At 66.0% G+C, this 17,507-nt stretch carries 19 protein-coding genes; 6 read left to right on the forward strand and 13 right to left on the reverse strand.

Going from position 1 to position 17,507, the window contains the following annotated elements; all coding sequences use genetic code 11:
• Positions 1-175 precede the first annotated feature (175 nt).
• Positions 176-1,069: an ion transporter gene (locus tag HPC46_RS24995; RefSeq protein WP_179474884.1), complete on the reverse strand. Its 894-nt coding sequence runs from the start codon at positions 1,067-1,069 to the stop codon at positions 176-178.
• 101 nt (positions 1,070-1,170) lie between these two features.
• Between HPC46_RS24995 and HPC46_RS25000 the strand changes: the two genes are divergently transcribed.
• The 5 genes from HPC46_RS25000 (at position 1,171) to HPC46_RS25020 (ending at position 4,830) form a co-directional block, all read left to right on the forward strand.
• Positions 1,171-2,493 (forward strand): flavin monoamine oxidase family protein, encoded by a 1,323-nt coding sequence (locus HPC46_RS25000; protein ID WP_179474885.1) that lies wholly within the window; start codon positions 1,171-1,173, stop codon positions 2,491-2,493.
• Positions 2,494-2,607: 114 nt separating this feature from the next.
• On the forward strand, positions 2,608-2,838 hold the full coding sequence (locus tag HPC46_RS25005) for a hypothetical protein (protein WP_179474886.1): 231 nt from the start codon (positions 2,608-2,610) through the stop codon (positions 2,836-2,838).
• Positions 2,839-2,898: 60 nt separating this feature from the next.
• Positions 2,899-3,192, forward strand: coding sequence for a hypothetical protein (locus HPC46_RS25010; RefSeq protein ID WP_179474887.1), 294 nt, complete (start codon positions 2,899-2,901; stop codon positions 3,190-3,192).
• Positions 3,193-3,206: 14 nt separating this feature from the next.
• On the forward strand, positions 3,207-3,356 hold the full coding sequence (locus HPC46_RS25015) for a hypothetical protein (RefSeq protein ID WP_179474888.1): 150 nt from the start codon (positions 3,207-3,209) through the stop codon (positions 3,354-3,356).
• A gap of 28 nt (positions 3,357-3,384) precedes the next feature.
• Positions 3,385-4,830, forward strand: coding sequence for an MFS transporter (locus HPC46_RS25020; RefSeq protein WP_179474889.1), 1,446 nt, complete (start codon positions 3,385-3,387; stop codon positions 4,828-4,830).
• Here HPC46_RS25020 and HPC46_RS25025 read toward each other — a convergent pair.
• The 4 genes from HPC46_RS25025 to HPC46_RS25040 all read right to left on the reverse strand — a co-directional run bounded on the left by HPC46_RS25025 (position 4,778) and on the right by HPC46_RS25040 (position 8,772).
• The gene (locus HPC46_RS25025; protein WP_179474890.1) at positions 4,778-5,452 is read right to left on the reverse strand and encodes a pyridoxamine 5'-phosphate oxidase family protein; all 675 of its coding nucleotides are present in this window, start codon (positions 5,450-5,452) and stop codon (positions 4,778-4,780) included. The two genes, HPC46_RS25020 and HPC46_RS25025, sit on opposite strands and share 53 nt — an antisense overlap.
• A gap of 4 nt (positions 5,453-5,456) precedes the next feature.
• Positions 5,457-6,626, reverse strand: coding sequence for an alpha-hydroxy-acid oxidizing protein (locus HPC46_RS25030; RefSeq protein WP_179474891.1), 1,170 nt, complete (start codon positions 6,624-6,626; stop codon positions 5,457-5,459).
• 9 nt (positions 6,627-6,635) lie between these two features.
• Positions 6,636-7,523, reverse strand: a complete 888-nt coding sequence (locus HPC46_RS25035) for an LLM class flavin-dependent oxidoreductase (RefSeq protein WP_233716662.1) — start codon at positions 7,521-7,523, stop codon at positions 6,636-6,638.
• Positions 7,524-7,647: 124 nt separating this feature from the next.
• The gene (locus HPC46_RS25040; RefSeq protein WP_233716660.1) at positions 7,648-8,772 is read right to left on the reverse strand and encodes a TDT family transporter; all 1,125 of its coding nucleotides are present in this window, start codon (positions 8,770-8,772) and stop codon (positions 7,648-7,650) included.
• A gap of 92 nt (positions 8,773-8,864) precedes the next feature.
• Between HPC46_RS25040 and HPC46_RS25045 the strand changes: the two genes are divergently transcribed.
• Positions 8,865-9,257 carry a VOC family protein gene (locus HPC46_RS25045; RefSeq protein WP_179474893.1) on the forward strand — a complete coding sequence of 131 codons (393 nt, stop codon included), beginning with the start codon at positions 8,865-8,867 and terminating at the stop codon, positions 9,255-9,257.
• Here the strand turns inward: HPC46_RS25045 and HPC46_RS25050 are convergent.
• From HPC46_RS25050 to cysD, 8 genes are all read right to left on the reverse strand, one after another.
• Complete coding sequence (locus HPC46_RS25050; RefSeq protein WP_179474894.1) at positions 9,254-9,727, reverse strand: Rrf2 family transcriptional regulator; 474 nt, start codon at positions 9,725-9,727, stop codon at positions 9,254-9,256. The genes HPC46_RS25045 and HPC46_RS25050 overlap by 4 nt on opposite strands.
• Positions 9,728-9,786: 59 nt before the next feature.
• The gene (locus tag HPC46_RS25055; RefSeq protein WP_179474895.1) at positions 9,787-10,869 is read right to left on the reverse strand and encodes a hypothetical protein; all 1,083 of its coding nucleotides are present in this window, start codon (positions 10,867-10,869) and stop codon (positions 9,787-9,789) included.
• Positions 10,870-11,042: 173 nt separating this feature from the next.
• Positions 11,043-12,164 (reverse strand): hypothetical protein, encoded by a 1,122-nt coding sequence (locus HPC46_RS25060; protein WP_179474896.1) that lies wholly within the window; start codon positions 12,162-12,164, stop codon positions 11,043-11,045.
• Positions 12,165-12,552: 388 nt separating this feature from the next.
• Positions 12,553-13,152, reverse strand: a complete 600-nt coding sequence (locus tag HPC46_RS25065; protein ID WP_179474897.1) for a cysteine hydrolase family protein — start codon at positions 13,150-13,152, stop codon at positions 12,553-12,555.
• Positions 13,153-13,262: 110 nt separating this feature from the next.
• Positions 13,263-13,814, reverse strand: a complete 552-nt coding sequence (locus HPC46_RS25070; RefSeq protein ID WP_179474898.1) for a cupin domain-containing protein — start codon at positions 13,812-13,814, stop codon at positions 13,263-13,265.
• An 89-nt stretch (positions 13,815-13,903) separates the two neighbouring features.
• On the reverse strand, positions 13,904-14,632 hold the full coding sequence (locus HPC46_RS25075; protein ID WP_179474899.1) for a 3'(2'),5'-bisphosphate nucleotidase CysQ: 729 nt from the start codon (positions 14,630-14,632) through the stop codon (positions 13,904-13,906).
• Positions 14,629-16,479, reverse strand: a complete 1,851-nt coding sequence (gene cysC / locus HPC46_RS25080) for a sulfate adenylyltransferase subunit CysN (protein ID WP_179474900.1) — start codon at positions 16,477-16,479, stop codon at positions 14,629-14,631. The genes HPC46_RS25075 and cysC overlap by 4 nt, the downstream gene beginning before the upstream one ends.
• Positions 16,479-17,408 carry a sulfate adenylyltransferase subunit CysD gene (cysD, locus tag HPC46_RS25085; protein WP_179474901.1) on the reverse strand — a complete coding sequence of 310 codons (930 nt, stop codon included), beginning with the start codon at positions 17,406-17,408 and terminating at the stop codon, positions 16,479-16,481. Before cysD ends, cysC begins: the two co-directional genes overlap by 1 nt.
• Between the last annotated feature and the right edge of the window lie 99 nt (positions 17,409-17,507).

Genomic DNA, 17,507 nt, shown 5'->3' on the forward strand with positions numbered 1-17,507 from the left:
CTAGTTAACCACAGCGACTCCACACGGTGGCCGAAACGCTTTCCTTATATATGTAATGCTCAGGTTCCACCACCCGATCAGCGCTCACCTGTGCCGTTGCCGTCGCCAATCTGAGGGCAACGGCGGAGCAACATAAGTGCCGGACCACGTCGCGTTGCGGTGACTCGGCGACCCGCTACCGGGAGCCGGTCACCGGTCCTGTAGCTGGCCCCTGATCGTCGCGGTGTGAGCGCTGCAGCTCACGTTCGGCGTCCTCGAGCGCTTCCCGCGCCGCACGCAACCGCTGCAGCAGATCGTCGGTTTCGTGCCTCTGCCGATCGACGGCCCGGGCTTCCTCCATGGAGTTCAGCACGATACCGATGAAGAGGTTGAAGACCAGGAAGCTCAGCATGACGGTGTAGCTGATGAAGAACAGCACCGACCAGGGCGACACCTCTAAGCCCATGGCGACGTTGTCGGGCAGGTTTTCCAACGTCAGCATGATGTACATCGTCAGCATCGCCCGCCCGATGTTCCCGTAGTGCTCAGGGTCGTGAGCGGCGAACAGGACCCAGCCGAGCATCCCGTAGATGTAGATCAACAGCGCGGTCGCCGCCGCCAGCGAGGCCACCCCTGGGATGCTTCTGGCGATCGCACCGATGACCACATGCAGGTCGGGCAGGAACCGGATGATGCGCACGATCCGCGCCAGCCGCACGAGCCGCAACAACATCGCGGTCGCCCGCAGGCCCGGGATGAACGACACGGCGATCACGATGAAGTCGAAGACGTTCCAGTGGGTCTTCGCGAACTCGCGGACACTCCATCGGGCCGCGGTGAATCGAATCAGCAACTCGATTACATACACCGCGAGGATGACGTTGTAGGCCACATCGAAAACGCCGTGGTATCCGGCCGCGACGGAATCGAAGGTCTCCAGACCCAGCATTGTGGCGTTGATCACAATGACGATCACGATCGCGGTTTCGAAGACCGGATTGGCGATCAGCCGTCGGCAGCGTTCGACGACGAGGGGTACCGGTGGTGGCGTCGACGGCTGCAGCTGAGGCCCCGGTGGCGTGGATTGCACGGTTAGTGCATAGCAAAGGTCGGCGAATTTCACGTGGTGAACGGCGCGGACATCGCGCGAATTGGGCCTGATCGCCGCAGCGGCGGGATAGCTTTACCGCCATGCGTGCGGTCGGGCGGCGCGGGTTCATGCTGGGTATCGGTGCGCTCGCGGCGGCGCCGCTGGTGCCGGGATGCAGCGGCGCGGATGAGAAGGTCAGCGATCACGTCGTCGTCGTCGGTGCCGGCTTCTCGGGATTGGCGGCGGCTCGCCGGCTGGCCGACGCGGGGGTGAAGGTCACCGTGCTCGAAGCCCGTGATCGCATCGGCGGACGAACCCTTACCGACACGTCGTTGGGTGTGCCGATCGATATCGGCGCGTCCTGGATCCACGGCACCGAGAACAACCCGATCAGCACGCTCGCCCACGATGTCGGCGCGAAAACTGTCCCAACGGATTTCGAGGACTTCATCCTGGTCGGCCGCAACGGGACCGTCGACCCGAAGGCAGCCGCAGCATCGGTCGACGAGTGGCACCGGATTGTGGCGAAGCTCGATGATCTCAGTGGCGACGCGCCCTCCGACGAGTCGGTCGGCGAAGGACTGGTCGGCGTCGCAGATATGAACGATCCGCTCGTCGCGTGGAACGTGACGTCCCGGATCGCCGGCGAGTACGCGGCCGACCCCGACCAGTTGTCGCTGCGCTGGCTGGGCAGCGAGGAACAGTTCCAGGGGCCTGACGTCATCCTCCCCGGCGGCTACATACAGCTGTCGCAGCACCTCGCGAAGGGACTCGACATCCGCCAACGCACCGAGGTGACGCGGATTGCACACGGCGGAACGCAGGTTCGCCTCGACACCTCGGCGGGGCCCATCACCGCCGACCGGGTCATCGTCACCGTCCCGCTGGGTGTGCTCAAGGCGGGTGCCATCGCATTCGACCCGCCGCTTCCGGAGGCCAAACGCAACGCCATCGAGCGCCTCGGGTTCGGGCTGCTGAACAAGGTTGTCGTCGCCTTCGACAAACCGTTCTGGCCGGAGACCACCCCGATGATCGGGCTGGTCGGCAGGAATCAGCCGGTCACCGACCTGGTCAACGGTCTGGTATTCGCCGACAAGCCGATATTGGTCGGCCTGCGCGGCGGGGAGGCGGCGTGGTCGCGCGAATCGATGTCGGACGAGGATGCCGTCGACGAACTGATCACCGCCATTGCGGCTCCCAAACCGACCGGATCGATCGTGACACGTTGGGGCACAGATAAATACGCCCTCGGCTCGTACAGTTTCATCGCCGTCGGCTCGAGCCCTGACGACATGCACGCGCTCGGCGAACCGGTCGGCGAGCGCCTCCTGTTCGCCGGCGAGGCGACCAATCCCGAGTGGTTCGGCACCGTCCACGGCGCCTACTTGAGCGGGCAGCGGGAAGCCGACCGGATCCTGGGCTAGTTCAATTCTCGGCGCGGGCTGCGAACAGCCTGCCGGTGTCCCAAACCGCTGGCACTACTCCCTCTGGTGGGCGCAACCTGGGGGTACACCAATTTCTCTCCGAAGGAGGCGGCGATGTCAGCTACCACCGCCAACACCCCGACTCGCTCGGAAGCGCAGGCCCTCTTGGCGATGCTCGAGCGGATGCGCGCGAAACTGGTCATGCAGCGGGCTGAGTTGGCCAGACAATTGCGCGACATGTCCAATCGCGTCGACGGGATCGACCGCCAGCTCGACGATCTGACGATCAGCGCGGAATGGCTGTCGGCGGTGGCTCATCACCCGAGCACACGGCAGCGCGCCTAACTGCCTGACGGCGCCGTCGTTGTCCGATACGGTGAGATACCTATCGGCGGAAGAGGGCACATGCGGAATCGAATCGCGCGCATCGTCTCCTACGCCGTGCTGGTCGCCTCGGTTCCGGTGGCCGGAATCACCGGGGCACCAACAAGTTCAGCCGACGACGGCTGCGGGGCCGGGATGTACTTCAACTGGGAAACCAATCAGTGCGAGTACTACGACGACGTGAACGTCTACATCAATCCGTGCTGTTACGTCGGCCCCGCCGGAGTGGGTCCGTTGGGGCCCGGCCCAGTCGGCCCCGGTCCAGTCGGTCCCGGTCCGATCGGCCCCGGTCCCCTTGGGCCGGGCCGGCGCTGACGGGCCTCGACACCGTGGCCGAACACGACGGCTCCCCCGAGTACGACGGTCCCGACGAGCCGGCGAAAAAACCGGCGCCCCCGCGCACCACCGAGGACACCGTGTTCCCCGAGGCGTACCGAAAGTTCTGGCGCACCCTGCTTGGCGGATGGCGGCGTCACTGACCCCCGAGATCAGCGCTGGTCACATACGATGCATCCCGTGAGTCAGCCGTCCCTCGACACCGACACGTTGTCCCGCCGGCAGATCGTCCTTCTGGTGACGGCCCTGATTTTCTCGGTGATGTCGTTCTCCTTGAACGCCACCATGTTGTCGCCGGCCGTCCGCGACATCAACGAAACTCTCGGCGCCGGGGCGTTCGTGGCCATGTCGGCACCGTTCTATCTGGCCGGCGCGATCGCGAACGTCGTCCTGATCCGATGGAGTGACTACATCGGGCGCAAGCGCGTCCTGATCGGCATCCTCGTCATCTGCGTTCTCGGCACGGTGCTGTGCCTGAGCAGCTCGCTGCCGCTCGTCGTCGTCGGCCGGTTCCTGCAGGGCGCCTCGAATATCACCTACGGCCTTGGGTTCATGATTCTGCGGGCCCGGGTCAGCGGCGCGACTTTCGGCGTGTGCTGCGGGTTGATGGCTTCCATCAACGGCGGAATAGCCGGCGGGGATGCGTTTCTCGCCGGCATCATGACCGACGTGTGGGGCTACCGCTCGATCTTCCTCCTCACCACCGTCGTCGGCTTGATTGCCGTGGCATTCGCGTGGAAGTGGGTTCCCTCAGACAAATCAGGCGAACCGGGTTCTCGCTCCGACGGCCGGATGGACTGGATCGGTGCGGTCTTCATCGCATCGTCGGTCGGCGGCCTCACGATGTTCATGTCCGAGGGCGGCCATGGCGGGTGGACATCGACGCCCACCCTGGTCTGGCTGGCCGTGACCGCCGTGGCCTTCGTGGCGCTGATCGTTTCCAACAACCGCGTCGAGCATCCCGTCATCGCGCTCGCGCACATGCGATCTCGGGAAGCCTGGCCGCTGATCATCGTCACGATCCTGATCGTGGGGTCGTTCATGGTGGTGCAGGCTTTCGTCATTCCCAGCCTGGCCGAAGATCCTGATTCCGGCTTCGGGCTCAACGCAACGATGACGGCGCTGTTGTTCTTGACCCCTGCTGCCGTCGTCCAGGTACTTGCCTCGCCGTTCGTCGGCCGGCTCGCCGTCCGCGTCGGGTTCGTCACGGTGCTGCGTGGCGGAATCGCGTCCACCATCGTGGTGGTCGCGCTGATGGCCGTGTTCGCCGACAACAAATGGGCGATCGTGGCACTCATGGTGGTCTACGGAATCACCTGCTCGGCAGTCATACACACACCGCTGATGTCGTTGGGTGTGCTGCAGGCCTCCGACGAGGCACCCGGCGCGCTGCCGGGACTTGCCAATGCCAGTTACGGCATCGGCTTCTCGTTGGGATTTGCGTGGGCCGGGCCCATCGTCGGCTCCGGTACGGATTCCACGTTCCAGCACGCGTTCTGGTCGGTCGTGGCCATCGGCGTCATCGCGCTGGTGTTCAGCATCGTGCTGCGGCCGAAACCGCTTGTCAGCGAAGCTGTCTCCCCCGGCGGTTCGACAGCTCTCCCACCATCGCATTGACCGAGGGCGGCACCGGCGTGGCGGGATCGCAGTCCGGTGCGCGCCTGGGCTCGCCGTAGACGGTGGTCAACGGCACAATCCCGGCCCACGCCCCGGCGGCGACGTCGTCGTCGTCATCCTCGGGCCACCCGTCACCGATCTTGAGCGACCAGTTGTCGCCCGTGATCGGCATGCGTAGCGCCATCGTGGCGGCGAGTTCCTTGCGCGAGCTGGCCCGCAGCTCGGCCACCCGGCCGGGGATGAACGTGTCGGTCAACGTCTCGAGGTAACCGACCTTCTCGGCCTCCGGGACCGGCTCGAAGGTCCCGAACAGAACCGCGCTGCGGAACTGGAATGAGGATTCGAATCCACTGCGCGCCACCAGAACTCCGTCGAGTGCGGTGACGCAAACCGCAGCGGCGGCGCCATCGGCCAGCTGCCGCATCCACGGCGACCCCGTCGATCCGTGGATCACGAGTTCGTCGTCGATGCGGGCGATGCCGGTCGGGAAGACCACCGGGTGCCCGTCGCGGATCAACGCGATCGTCGCCAGCGGCGTCGCGTCGAGAAGCTCGTCGAGCCGGGCGCGCGAGGTGTTCTGCTTCTCCGCAAGGCGGCTGACGGTCGTGGATGGTTGCGACATACGCCTACTGTCGCACGGGCCGCAACGAACCGGGGGTCAGATCGGCCCGCGTCGGGTAGCCGTCGATGGCCATGATCAGGTCGGCCTCGGCCAGCATCGACCGCAGCACATGCACGATGCCGTCGGCGCCGGCCAGGGCGGCCCCGTATGCGTAGGGCCGACCGATGCCGACCGCCTTGGCGCCCATCGCCAGCGCCTTGACGATGTCGGCGCCGGAACGCACGCCGGAGTCGAACAGCACCGGCACATCACCGGCGGCGGCCACCACATCGGGCAGGCAGTCGAGCGCCGGCAGCCCGCCATTGGCTTGCCGCCCACCGTGGTTGGAGCAGTAGATGCCGTCGACGCCGGCGTCGATCGCACGCCGGGCGTCGTCGGGGTGACAGATTCCCTTGAGGATCAATGGCAATGACGTCAGGGACCGCAGCCAGGGTAAGTCGTTCCAGGTCAACGAATTTCCGAAATTGCTGACCCAGGCCATCACGGCGTTGCGCGGGTCGGCGTCGATATCCCCTTCGACCTTCGTTCGGAACATCGGATCGCTGATGTAGTTGGCCAGGCACTTCCCGCGTAATTGCGGGAAGTTGGCGGTCGCGAGGTCACGCGGCCGCCACCCGGGCACCCAGGTGTCCAGGGTCACCACGATTCCGCTGTACCCGGCCACCTCGGCGCGGCGTACGAAGCTCTCGGCCATATCGCGATCGACCGGGGTGTACAGCTGGAAAAGACCTGGGGTGTCGCCGAATTGGGCGGCGACATCCTCGAGAGGGTCCATCGTCAGCGTTGAGACGCACATCGGCACGCCGGTGGCCGCCGCCGCGCGCGCGGCGGCCAGATCACCGTGCTGGTCGATGGTGCACAAACCGATCACTCCGATCGGCGCCATGAACACCGGGGCGGCCCAACGTCGTCCCCACAGTTCCACGGACAGGTCTCGCTCGGTGGCGCCGACCAGCATCCGCGGAATCAAACCCCACTGCTCGAAGGCGGTGACGTTGGCACGCTGGGTGCGCTCATCGCCGGCTCCGCCGGCCACGTAGGACCATATCGAGGGTGAAAGAGCTTGGGCAGCACGGGCTTCCAGCTCTGCGAACGACATCGGCAGGCTGGGCAGCACACCGGTGAGGCCTTGAAAATAGATCTCGAGCTGATAGTTACCGTAGGGCTGGGACATGACTCATTCTTACGCCGAAACTCCGGTTTCGGCCGACACTTCGCCGACGAGATCCGCGACTCGGCGCAGCTGACCGATATCGGTACTGGTCGGGATCAGGTGCAGTTCACTGGTCCCGATCGCGGCGAAGGCGCGCAACACCGCGACCAGTTCCTCGTCGGTGCCCGCCCAGCCGGTGGTCGGCGCCATCGCCTCGACGTACTCTCGCGGAATCCAGTTCATGTAGTGCAGCAGGTGCTTGGTGACCTGTGCGCGGGGCGCCTCGCCCTCGCCGATGGCGAACCAAAACGATGTCGCGAGATGGGGTTTGGGCTTCCCCGCCTCAGCCCATGCACCGCGGGCCACGTCGAACAACTCGTTCTGCTTGTCGACGTCGAGGTCCAGCGAGATCCCGGTGATCCCGTCGGCCCACTGTGCCGCACTGCGCAGGGTCTTGGGCCCGGTGGTGCCGACCAGCAGCCGAGGTCCGCCGCTGCGGGCGGGCGCCGGACCCACCGGCAGCACCGATTCGGTGACCTTCTCCCCAGCCCAGACCTGCTTCATGACCGCCACCCGCTCGGCCATCTCGCGGATGGTCTGCGTCTTGGGGTCGACGCCCGCGGAGCGGTAGTCCTCGTGGCGGCCGCCCACCCCGAGGCCGACCGTCAGCCGACCGCCGCACAGCAGGTCGCCGGTGGCCAGCGCCTTGGCCAGCATCACCGGATTGTGCAGCTGCGGAACGATGACAGTGGCCACCAGTGGCACCCGCTCGGTCCATCCGGACAGCGCGCCCAGCAGGGTCAGCGAGTCCGGGTTGCCGAAGGCGATCCGCTCACCCCAGCACAGCGACGAGAACGGCCCCCCGTCGATCGTCTGGGCCCACTGCTTGAGGATCTTTGCGTCGACGTCCGGTTCCATCACCGGCAGGGTCATCCCAATGTGCACGATCGCGATTCTGGCACACCCCGTTCGCCGCGAGCTCGACGTTTTGCCGGTCACTCCTCGAACTTTCGCGGCGGATCGTCGGTTTGGCCCTGGGGAGCTACTTCGCCGGATCCTTGCGTGCCTTGATCGGCCCGGCTGCGGGCGGCGGGTTCAGCAGATTGCCGCGCACGCTGCCTCGGGCGGTGCGGACCGCGACCAGCAGCCAGGTGCTCAGCAACCCGACATAGGCGATCACGGCGGCCACCTTGAACGCAGGCAGTTGGGTGTGCACAGCCAGCTGCGTGGTGCCCGTGACGAAGGTGCCGACCGGGAAGGTCAGGCTCCACCAGGTCAGCGCGAACGGCATACCGCGGCGCAGGGTGCGGACCGTCAACGAGGTGGCCAGCGCGATCCACAGCACCGCGAAGCCCCACATCGGCACTCCGAAGATGATCGCGAAGGCGTTCATGTTCTCAGCCAACTCCTGCGGGACGGTCCGCGCCGCGTTGAGGCCGAGAAGCCCTGCAGCGGTAATAGATTGGCCGACTGGTCCGAGCACGATCCATAGCGTGGGCACCCTGGCGGTACCCGACGTTCCGTAGAGCGCGAGCCTGCTCCAGATCAGCGTGATGATGATCAACGCGGCCACCAACGACAGCCCGAACATCGCGTAGCAGCCGTAGAGCATCGTGGTGCGCCCGGTGCCCGGCGCCATGTGCGAGATGAGCAACGCACCATTGGCCGCTGAGACCATCGGCGGGACGATCGGCATCAGCCAGCCCCCGAACGCCGCGTCGGGCTCGACGTTGTGCTGGGTGAACATCAGGAACGGGATGCTCACCGCGGTGAACAGGCCCCCGACGGTGCCTGCGGTCCACAGCACCCAGCTCAGGTCGACCGCGAGGTGTTCGCCGATGAGGTCGCGACCGATCAGCACGGCGCCGCCGCCGACGGTCATCAGCGCCATCGGCGCAGCCCCGTAGAAGTGCGCCATCTGGGGATTGCGGGCATGGGTGCGCGCGACCGTCGGGTGCCGCAACCAGTGCGCGCCCACCAGTGCGATCAGGATGACCAGCAGCACCGCGGCGATCACCCAGACCACTTCGGCGAAGCCGCGCAGCCCCCACATGTGGACCGGCAGCGTCGCACCCGCCGTCGCGACGATTCCGGTACCATTGACGGATGCGAACCAGTTGGGTCCGATATTGCCGAGCATCTCGACACGGGATTGCGCTGTCGCCATAAGCCAGAGACGGTACGGCATACAGCGACTCCGACCGGCGTGGCGCCGCTCCATTGCAGGGGGCAATCGAAAGTGCTTGTCTGGCAAAGATAATGGCAATCGAGCTGAATCACACCATCGTCGCCGCACATGACAAGCAGCAGTCCGCCCACTTCCTGACGGAGCTGTTCGGGCTACCGGATGCCGTGCCTTTCGGACATTTCCTCGTCGTCACCCTCGAGCACGGGCTGAGCCTGGATTTCACCGACGTGCCCGCCGAGGAACCAATTCACCCGCAGCACTACGCCTTCCTGGTGTCCGAGGACGACTTCGACGCGATCTATCGCAAGATCTCCGATCGAGAGCTGCCGCATTGGGCCGATCCCCGTGCCGCCCGGCCCGGCAAGATCAACCACAACGACGGCGGTCGCGGCGTCTACTTCCGCGACCCGGCGGGCCACTACCTGGAGATCATCACCCGGCCGTACGGGTCGGGCGCCGGTTAGCCGTTGTGCCCTCGCCGGTTCTCCTGCCGGAGGTAGTCGTTCGCCAGATCGGCGACGTGGTCGGGCAGTTGCCCACTGGCCACATCGGCCACGCTGGTCTCCTCGAGCACCGAACGCATACTGGCCCGCAGCGCCCGCCACACATCGGTCAGCGCCGCCGTCGGCCCGCTGTAGGGCAAGTCCCCAAGCCCGATGTCACGCACGCTCGCCAACGGCCCGTCGATGCACCGCAGCACGTCGGCGATGCTGATGTCCGCGGCCGGGCGGCCCAGCTCGTAGCCGCCATCGCGGCCGCGGTGGCTGCGTACCAGCCGGTCGGTGCGCAGGTCGGACAAGATGTCGACCAAGAACTGCGCGGGGATGCCCTGTGCCTTGGCCAGATCCTCGGTCTTGACCAGCGCACCGGTGTCGACGGAGGCGAGCTGGATCATCGCGCGGACGGCGTACTCCGCCTTCGCTGACATCCGCATGCCGCGAATTCTGCCACTGACGCCTGGGCAGTCGGCCTGCCTGACGCCGATGCGCCTGTCTAGCGCCGGTGCGCCCGGTGCGGCCGAGGCAGCTTCGGCAGAGTGGGCGGCGCAGGCAGGGCCTTGCGCAAGACGTCGCCGAGGCGCTCCAGCGAGCTGCGTGCCTGGTTGAGCGACGCCTCGGCGCGCTGCCGCAGCTGTGGCTGCGCCGCCTTCGTGGCGGGGACGGCCTTGTTGCCGTCGCTCAGATCGGTGGCGCCGTTGACGGTCGTCGGCTTCTGCTGGTCCCGGTCGGTCTGGTCGGACGAAGCGGCGACGGCAGCAGAAGTAGGGGGTGTCGCGGCTGCGCGGCGGTGGCCCAGGGTGGCGCGAAGCGACATCGGACGCTTGGTGTTTGACGGCCGGATGAGCGGACTGATCCTCGGCGGGGTCGGCAGGGAGCGCCGGATGCGATCGGCGAGCTCGGTCAGCTGCTGACGGACTCCGGCGCGGATCGCCTTGACGACCATCGACGGTGGGCCGACCGGCGCGACCGCCGTGCGCAGGGCCGTGGTGATCGAGGAGTTGACGTCACCATGCGTCAGCTGGGCCAGGGTGTCGGCGATCTGTTTGGGTTCGGCCGCGCCGATGGTCCCGGCCGCATCGGTGGCCTCGACCGCCCGCACGCTCACATAGCCCACATAGTCGGCGACCGAGGACACAGTGTGTTGCAGCGCGGGATCTTCGACGGGTGCGGCCGGAACTTTCGCCGCCGAGACGTTCACCTGCCTGCCGCCGAGCAGATCGACGACGGCCGTCGACGGCACCGGCGGCGGGGGCATCGGGGCGGGCGTTCCGTCCACGACAGGCCGGACCCGCAGTGCTCCCTCGACCGCTCGCCCGCTGAGCAGGGTCACGTTGGTGACCACGCCGGCCACCGACTTCTTGAACAGGTTCGCCGGCGTTGTCTCGGCGGGATTCTTCGCGATCGTTTCGAGCAGAGCCTGATCGAGCGCCGCGCTGGACGCCGTGCTGTCCATCGAGAGCTTCACCGGGGGGACGCGAACGTCCGACGGCGGTGCCGAAACCGGGTTGGCAACGACGATGGTGGCGCCTACGAGCGCCGCCCCCGTGGTGAAAATCGCGCCAAATCCCCGCCGCACGGTGTGCTCACCTCCTGGCGATTCCAGGCCTATTGCCGGCTTAAGAATACCTGAGAAGAAGCTAAGAGAGGAGCCCCAATTTTGGGACATTTAATTCGCACAATTTGACGCAAACGAAAAGCAAGGTGTCCCTCCTTTGACAAAAGGAGGGGCACCTTGCCAATGCAATGAATTCAGTCCGCGGACTTGTCTGCCGAAGCCTTGGCAGCCGCCCTCTTGGAACCGCCGACGCCGTGCTTGGCGCCGGACTTCGTCGACTCACTCTTGGCGTGAGTACCGCCCGAGTTGTCACCGGCGGAGGCACCGTTGCCACTGCCGGGGCTTCCGTTGCTGGCGCCGGCTCCGCCCTCATCAGCGGGCGACGATTCCTGCACGGCCGCGACGCGCAGCGCCGACGCCGACGGGCTCTGGACCGCCGACGCAGGCGGTGGGACCGGCGGCGCCGATCCGGTCTGCGACAGGGCGTCGGCGACACCGTGGACAGCGGCCTGAATCATGCCGCGGACACTCGGCACAACGGTGGCCGCGTCGACCTGCACGCCGGCGCCGACGGTCAGGTTGAGGATCGTGCCCGGAACGCCGTTCTTCCCCAGGAATCCGTCGACCGCTGCGTTCCACGTCTCCTCCGCATTGCCGTTCGTGATCCCCGTGATCACGTTCTGCACGACGGCGCTGAACGAGCCGGCGAGCACCTGGGCCTGTCCGACAGAGCCCTGCACAACAAGGTTGACCAGGGCGGGAACCGCATCGAGCAGGGCGGTACCCCTGGCGACCGCGTTGTCGAGCATGTAGCTGCCGCTGGCCAGCGCGACCGAGGCGGCATCGACGAAGGGGGTCACAATCGCGTTCTGCAACGTGGCGATGGCGCCGGGGATGTCGCCGGACAGCGCCTGCTGGGTGGCCGTGACGAACGCGCCCGGCAGGTTCCAGACCGCTTCACTGGCGATCAATGCCATCGTCGTGACGGCGTTCATCGTGCTCTCGAGAGATGCTGCCCCGTTGTACCCCAGTTGGGTGATGATCGGCAGGCGGTCATTGATCACCTGTGGGAGCAGACCGACCGCGTTGAACTGATAGCCGGCCTTGGCGATTGTGACGCCGCCGGCACTGACGAGCCCGCCGAGGTCGGTGTAGCCAGCAGTCGTGTTGTCGGCGCTCAACATCCACTGGTTGAAGTTGCTGACCGTACCGAGAAGCTCGGACAGCGGGCTGTCGAAGCCCGCCAAGGACACGTGGGCGGCGGACGGCAGCTGCAGATCCGGCAAGGCGAGATTGGCCTGGGTTACGGGTGTCATTGCGATGGCACTGGCGCCAACAACAGCGGCAGTTCCCGCAATGAGCTGTGAGCGTATGGAAATTTGCATTTCAATCCCTCCCGGGCATGGGGTCAACACTGACATAGCTGAACATACCTGAGACGAACCTGAGAGAAAACGGTTATTGACGTTTTTGCTACAAATTCCTTTTTTCGACCTGGTCAAATTTCCCTACGGTGAACCACCGGTGAACTCTGCTACTGCCATCTACATGCGACAACCGTAGCAATCGGCCTACTCAGCAAAGTTTTGTGTGTTCGCTATCGACAGCACTTACGGCGTTTCAGGCCATTGCCAACCGTCCACTGACGCCCGTTTTTCTCAGGTTCCGGGGGCTTATTTCTCAGCTAAGGCCGGAGTTCGGGCCTCAGTCTGGGATGGCGGCTGTATCCGGCACCACGACGGCGAACAGATCGGCCAGGGCCGCGAGGCTCGCCCCCTGCAGCGTTGCCGCCGGGATGGCACCGCCATCGACACCTGGCAACGCTCGCGTTGCGGTAGCGCCAGCAACCACCGTGGGCGCGTACCCGAGATTGAACGCTCCCCTGGCCGTGGAGTTGATGCACATATGCGTCATGAATCCGGCGAGGACCAGATTCTGAGCACCCACCGATTTGAGGTGTTCGTCCAGTGGGGTGTCGACGAACGAGTTCGGGTAGTTCTTGACCACGACCGGCTCACCGTCGCGGGGCGCGACCCGTGACACGATCGCACCGCTCTCGCCATTGACGTCGTACAGCGATCCGGGCCCGTCGTCGTGCTGGATGTGGACTATCGGGATGCCGGCCGACCGGGCCCGGTCCAACAGTGCGGCAGCCTCGTCCAGTGCGCCCTGCACGCCCTCGAGTTCCATCACGCCGCGCGTGTACGTGTTCTGGCAGTCCACCAGGATGAGCGTCGAGGCCGCCAGGCTCGGCGGTTGCAGCGGAAGGCCCGCCATCGCGCGCAGGGTGTTGAGTTCACTCATGGTCGGTGCTCCCCTCAGGTGCCGGTACGTCACAGCAATTCAAGACCGTCGCGATCAGACAGTAGCCGCCGATCATGAAGGTGACTCCGTCTCCTTCGACGCTGCGATAGCTACAGACCGTCGGTGAACTCACCGTCGATCAGGATGAACGCGATGCGGCAGCGGGCTCCGGATCGGTTGGCCCAGGCGTGGTTGGTCCCCCGTTGAATGACGATGTCACCGGCCCGTACCGTCGTCTCGTCGTCGTCGACGATCAACGTGAGCTCGCCTTCCAGAACAATTCCGTAGTCGACGGTTTCGGTGCGATGCATCAAGGGGTGCGGTCCGCCTTCGGTCGACGCGTCCGCACCACCGATCTCGCTGAAGCGGGCTCGCGCCTCTTCCTCACTGAGCTGACGGACTTCGTCGCCCTCCGGCGGGAAGTCGATGACCCGAATCCTGGTGCCGCCCTTGGGCGGAGCCAGAGTCAGAGCGCTCTCCTCGGGTTCACCCGACCGGCGGTCGATCAGCACCGGCGTCTCGCGCGTGTTCCAGATTTCATAGAACGTCGCACCATTCTCACCACCGATCTGAACAGTGCGCGGGGGCGGCTCGTCGGAGACGATGATCGCCCTCCCCGCGTCGTCGTGGCCGGTGACGATTCGCCGAAATGGTGTCTGCATGAGGTCTCCCTGCGGGGCCGAGCCGACGCGACAGCCGTCCCGGCGTATAGACGTTATCGGGGTACCTCAGCGAGTTCAACAGCTGGCCGTCAGCGGGTTACGGCCAGCACCGCCTCGGCATATTCCGGCCGACATACCACGACATCGGGGAGCAGTGGGTCGGGCCGGTTGTACTGCAGCGGCGATCCGTCGATCCGCGATGTGTGCAACCCGGCGGCACGAGCGACGGCGACCGGAGCGGCCGAATCCCATTCGTACTGCCCGCCCGCATGTACGTATACATCGGCGAGGCCTTGCACCACTGCCGCGACTTTTGCCCCGGCAGAGCCCATTTCGACCAGCACGCCGTTCAACGCATCCCGCACCTGGAGCGCGACCGCGGGCGGCCGCGTTCGTGACACCACGATGCGCGCAGCGGCCGGTGCCTGCGGCGGCGCAGCCACCGTCGGGGTGGCCAGGGTGACGTTCTGCGCCGGCAGCGCAACGGCACCGGCGATCAGTTCGCCGTCCTCCCACAACGCCACGTGCACGGCCCAGTCGTCGCGATCGAGTTCGGAGAACTCCCGGGTGCCGTCGAGCGGATCCACGATCCACACTCGCCGGCTGCGCAGCCGGACCGGATCGTCGGCGCCTTCCTCGGAGAGCACGGCGTCGCCGGGCCGCGCCTTGGCCAGCGCCTCCATCAAATAGTCGTGAGAGCGCTTGTCGCCAGCGGCCTTTCGCTCCGCCCCTGTCGCCTCGGCCAGTTCGGCACGCACGTCGAGCAGCAGCTTGCCCGCCTGGGTGGCCAGCTCGGCAGCCAGGTCGTGGTCGCTCACCGCTCACGCTCCAACAAGTCGATGACCTGCTGGGCCAGCTCGTCGCATTCGCGGTCCGGGGTCAGCCGCAGATCAGGATTCTTCGGCCGCTGATAGGGGCTGTCGATCCCGGTGAAGTGGGTGATCTCCCCGGCCCGCGCCTTGGCGTAGAGCCCCTTGGGATCCCGCCGTTCGCAGTCCTCGAGCGGGGTGTCCACGAAGATCTCGAAGAACTCCACCCCCTGATCGGCGTGCACCTTGCGGGCCAGTTCGCGGTGCTCCTCCAGCGGACTGATGGCAGGCACCAGGATCGTCAGGCCGGCGTCGGCCATCAGGGTGGCGATGTGGGCCAGCCGGCGCAGGTTCTCGGCCCGGTCGGCCATCGAGAAGCCCAGGTCGGCGTTGAGCCCGTGGCGCAGGTTGTCACCATCGAGAATGTAAGCAGGGCAACCATGTTCCAGAAGCTTCTGCTCCACCAGCACCGCCACCGACGACTTGCCGGAGCCCGACAGGCCGGTGAACCACAGCGTTCGGCCCTTGGTCAGCCGGTCCCCGGCATCCACCAGCGACTGGTGGCGCACCGTGTTCGGCGACGCGGTACGGGCCGCGGACGGCGCCGTATCGCGGACCATGCCCGCGGCGACGGTCACGTTGGTGTCGGGATCGATGAGGATGAACGACCCGGTGGCGGCGTTGCGGGTGTACTCGTCAAGCAGCAACGGCACCTGGGTGCGCAGGGTCACGCGGCCGAGTTCGTTGAGTTTCAACGCTGTTGCGCTCTTGTCCCGGTGCAGGGTATTGACGTCCAGGCGATAGTCCAGAGCGCCGACCCGGGCCCGCGTCGTGCGAGTGGTCTGCTTGATGATGTAGTCGCGGCCTGGCTCCAGCGCGGAGTCGTCGGCCATCCAGCACACCGTGGCATCGAATTCCTGCGTGGGCGTTGGCTGATTCTGTGGCCTGGCCAGCAGGTCACCGCGGGAGATATCGATATCGTCGGCAAGGCTGATCGAGACCGCCATGGGCGGAAACGCTTCGGAGACCGGGCCGGTCGGACCGTCGATCGTCGTGATACGACTGGTCTTTCCGCTGGGCAGCACGACGATTTCGTCACCGGGGCGCATCACACCGCTGGCGATGGTGCCCGCGTAGCTGCGGTGGTCGGCATGCTCTTTCGTCTGCGGCCGGATCACGTACTGCACCGGGAAACGCACATCGACGAGGTTGCGATCGCCGGCGATGTAGACGTCCTCGAGGTGGCTCAGCAGCGGCGGACCGTCATACCAGGGCGCCTTGTCGGACTTGGTCACCACGTTGTCGCCGTTGAGCGCCGACATCGGGATGGTGGTGACGTCATGGATGTCCAGACGGGCGGCGAACGCGTGGAACTCCTCGCGGATCCACTCGAAACGCTCACGGTCCCAATCAATGAGGTCCATCTTGTTCACAGCCAGCACGATGTGCTGCACGCCGAGCAGGGAGGCCAGGAAGGCGTGCCGGCGGGACTGTTCGAGCAGCCCGTGGCGGGCGTCGACGAGCACGATCACCAGTTGCGCGGTCGACGTGCCGGTGACCATGTTGCGGGTGTACTGGAGGTGGCCCGGGGTGTCGGCAATGATGAATTTCCGCTTGGCCGTTGCGAAATAGCGGTAGGCGACATCGATGGTGATGCCCTGCTCGCGCTCGGAGCGCAGCCCGTCGGTCACCAGCGCGAGGTCGGTGTAGTCGTTGCCGCGTTCGCGCGACGTGCGCTCGACGGCGGCCAGCTGGTCTTCCATCACGGCCTTGGAGTCGTAGAGCAACCGGCCGATCAGAGTCGACTTACCGTCATCGACAGATCCGGCGGTCGCAATTCTCAGAAGCGTTGCCATCAGAAGTAGCCCTCCCGCTTGCGGTCTTCCATACCGGCTTCGGAGATTCGGTCGTCGGCGCGGGTGGCGCCGCGTTCGGTCAGCCGCGACACCGCGGTCTCGGCGATCACCTCTTCGACGGTGGAAGCTGTAGATTCCACGCAGCCGGTGCACGTCACGTCACCGACGGTGCGGAACCGCACCGCGGTCTCGAAGACTTTCTCGTCGGGATTCGGTTGCATGAATTCGTGGACGGCCAGCAGCATTCCGTCACGCTGGAACACCGGGCGGGTGTGCGAGTAGTAGATCGCCGGCAGCGTGATCTCTTCGGCGCCGATGTAGGCCCAGATGTCGTACTCGGTCCAGTTCGACAACGGGAAGACGCGGATGTGCTCGCCCTTGCGATGGCGTCCGTTGTAGAGGTTCCACAGCTCGGGCCGCTGAGCCTTGGGGTCCCACTGACCGAACTCGTCGCGGAAGCTGAAGACGCGCTCCTTGGCGCGGGCCTTCTCCTCGTCGCGGCGGGCACCACCGAAGGCGGCGTCGAACTTGTTCTCCCGGATGCCGCGAAGAAGTGTGACCGTCTGCAGCGGGTTGCGCGACGGCCCGTTGTCCACCACGCGGCCGGCTTCGATGTCTTCCTCCACGCTGGCGACCACCAGTCGCAGTCCGTACTTCTCGACCAGCGCGTCGCGGGTGGAGATCACCTCGTCGAAGTTGTGCCCCGTGTCGACGTGCATGACCGGGAACGGCAGGCGCCCGGGGGCGAAGGCCTTGATCGCCAGGTGCAGCATCACGATCGAGTCTTTGCCGCCGGAGAACAGCAGCACCGGCCGTTCGAACTCGGCCGCGACCTCGCGGATGATGTGGATTGCCTCGGCCTCGAGCGACCGCAAGTGGCTCAGCTCGTATTGCCCCGGCGCGGGGCTTTCGACCACCGGACTTGCCATGGATTTCCTCGTAAACTTGGTAGGATTGACCAGAATTACAAACCTAACCTGGAATCTAGCGAGCAACGCCTGCTAAGTCAAGGGTTGGGCGCAGAGGGA

Origin of the sequence: Mycolicibacterium vinylchloridicum (assembly GCF_013404075.1) — a bacterium.
Taxonomy (GTDB): Bacteria; Actinomycetota; Actinomycetes; order Mycobacteriales; family Mycobacteriaceae; genus Mycobacterium; species Mycobacterium vinylchloridicum.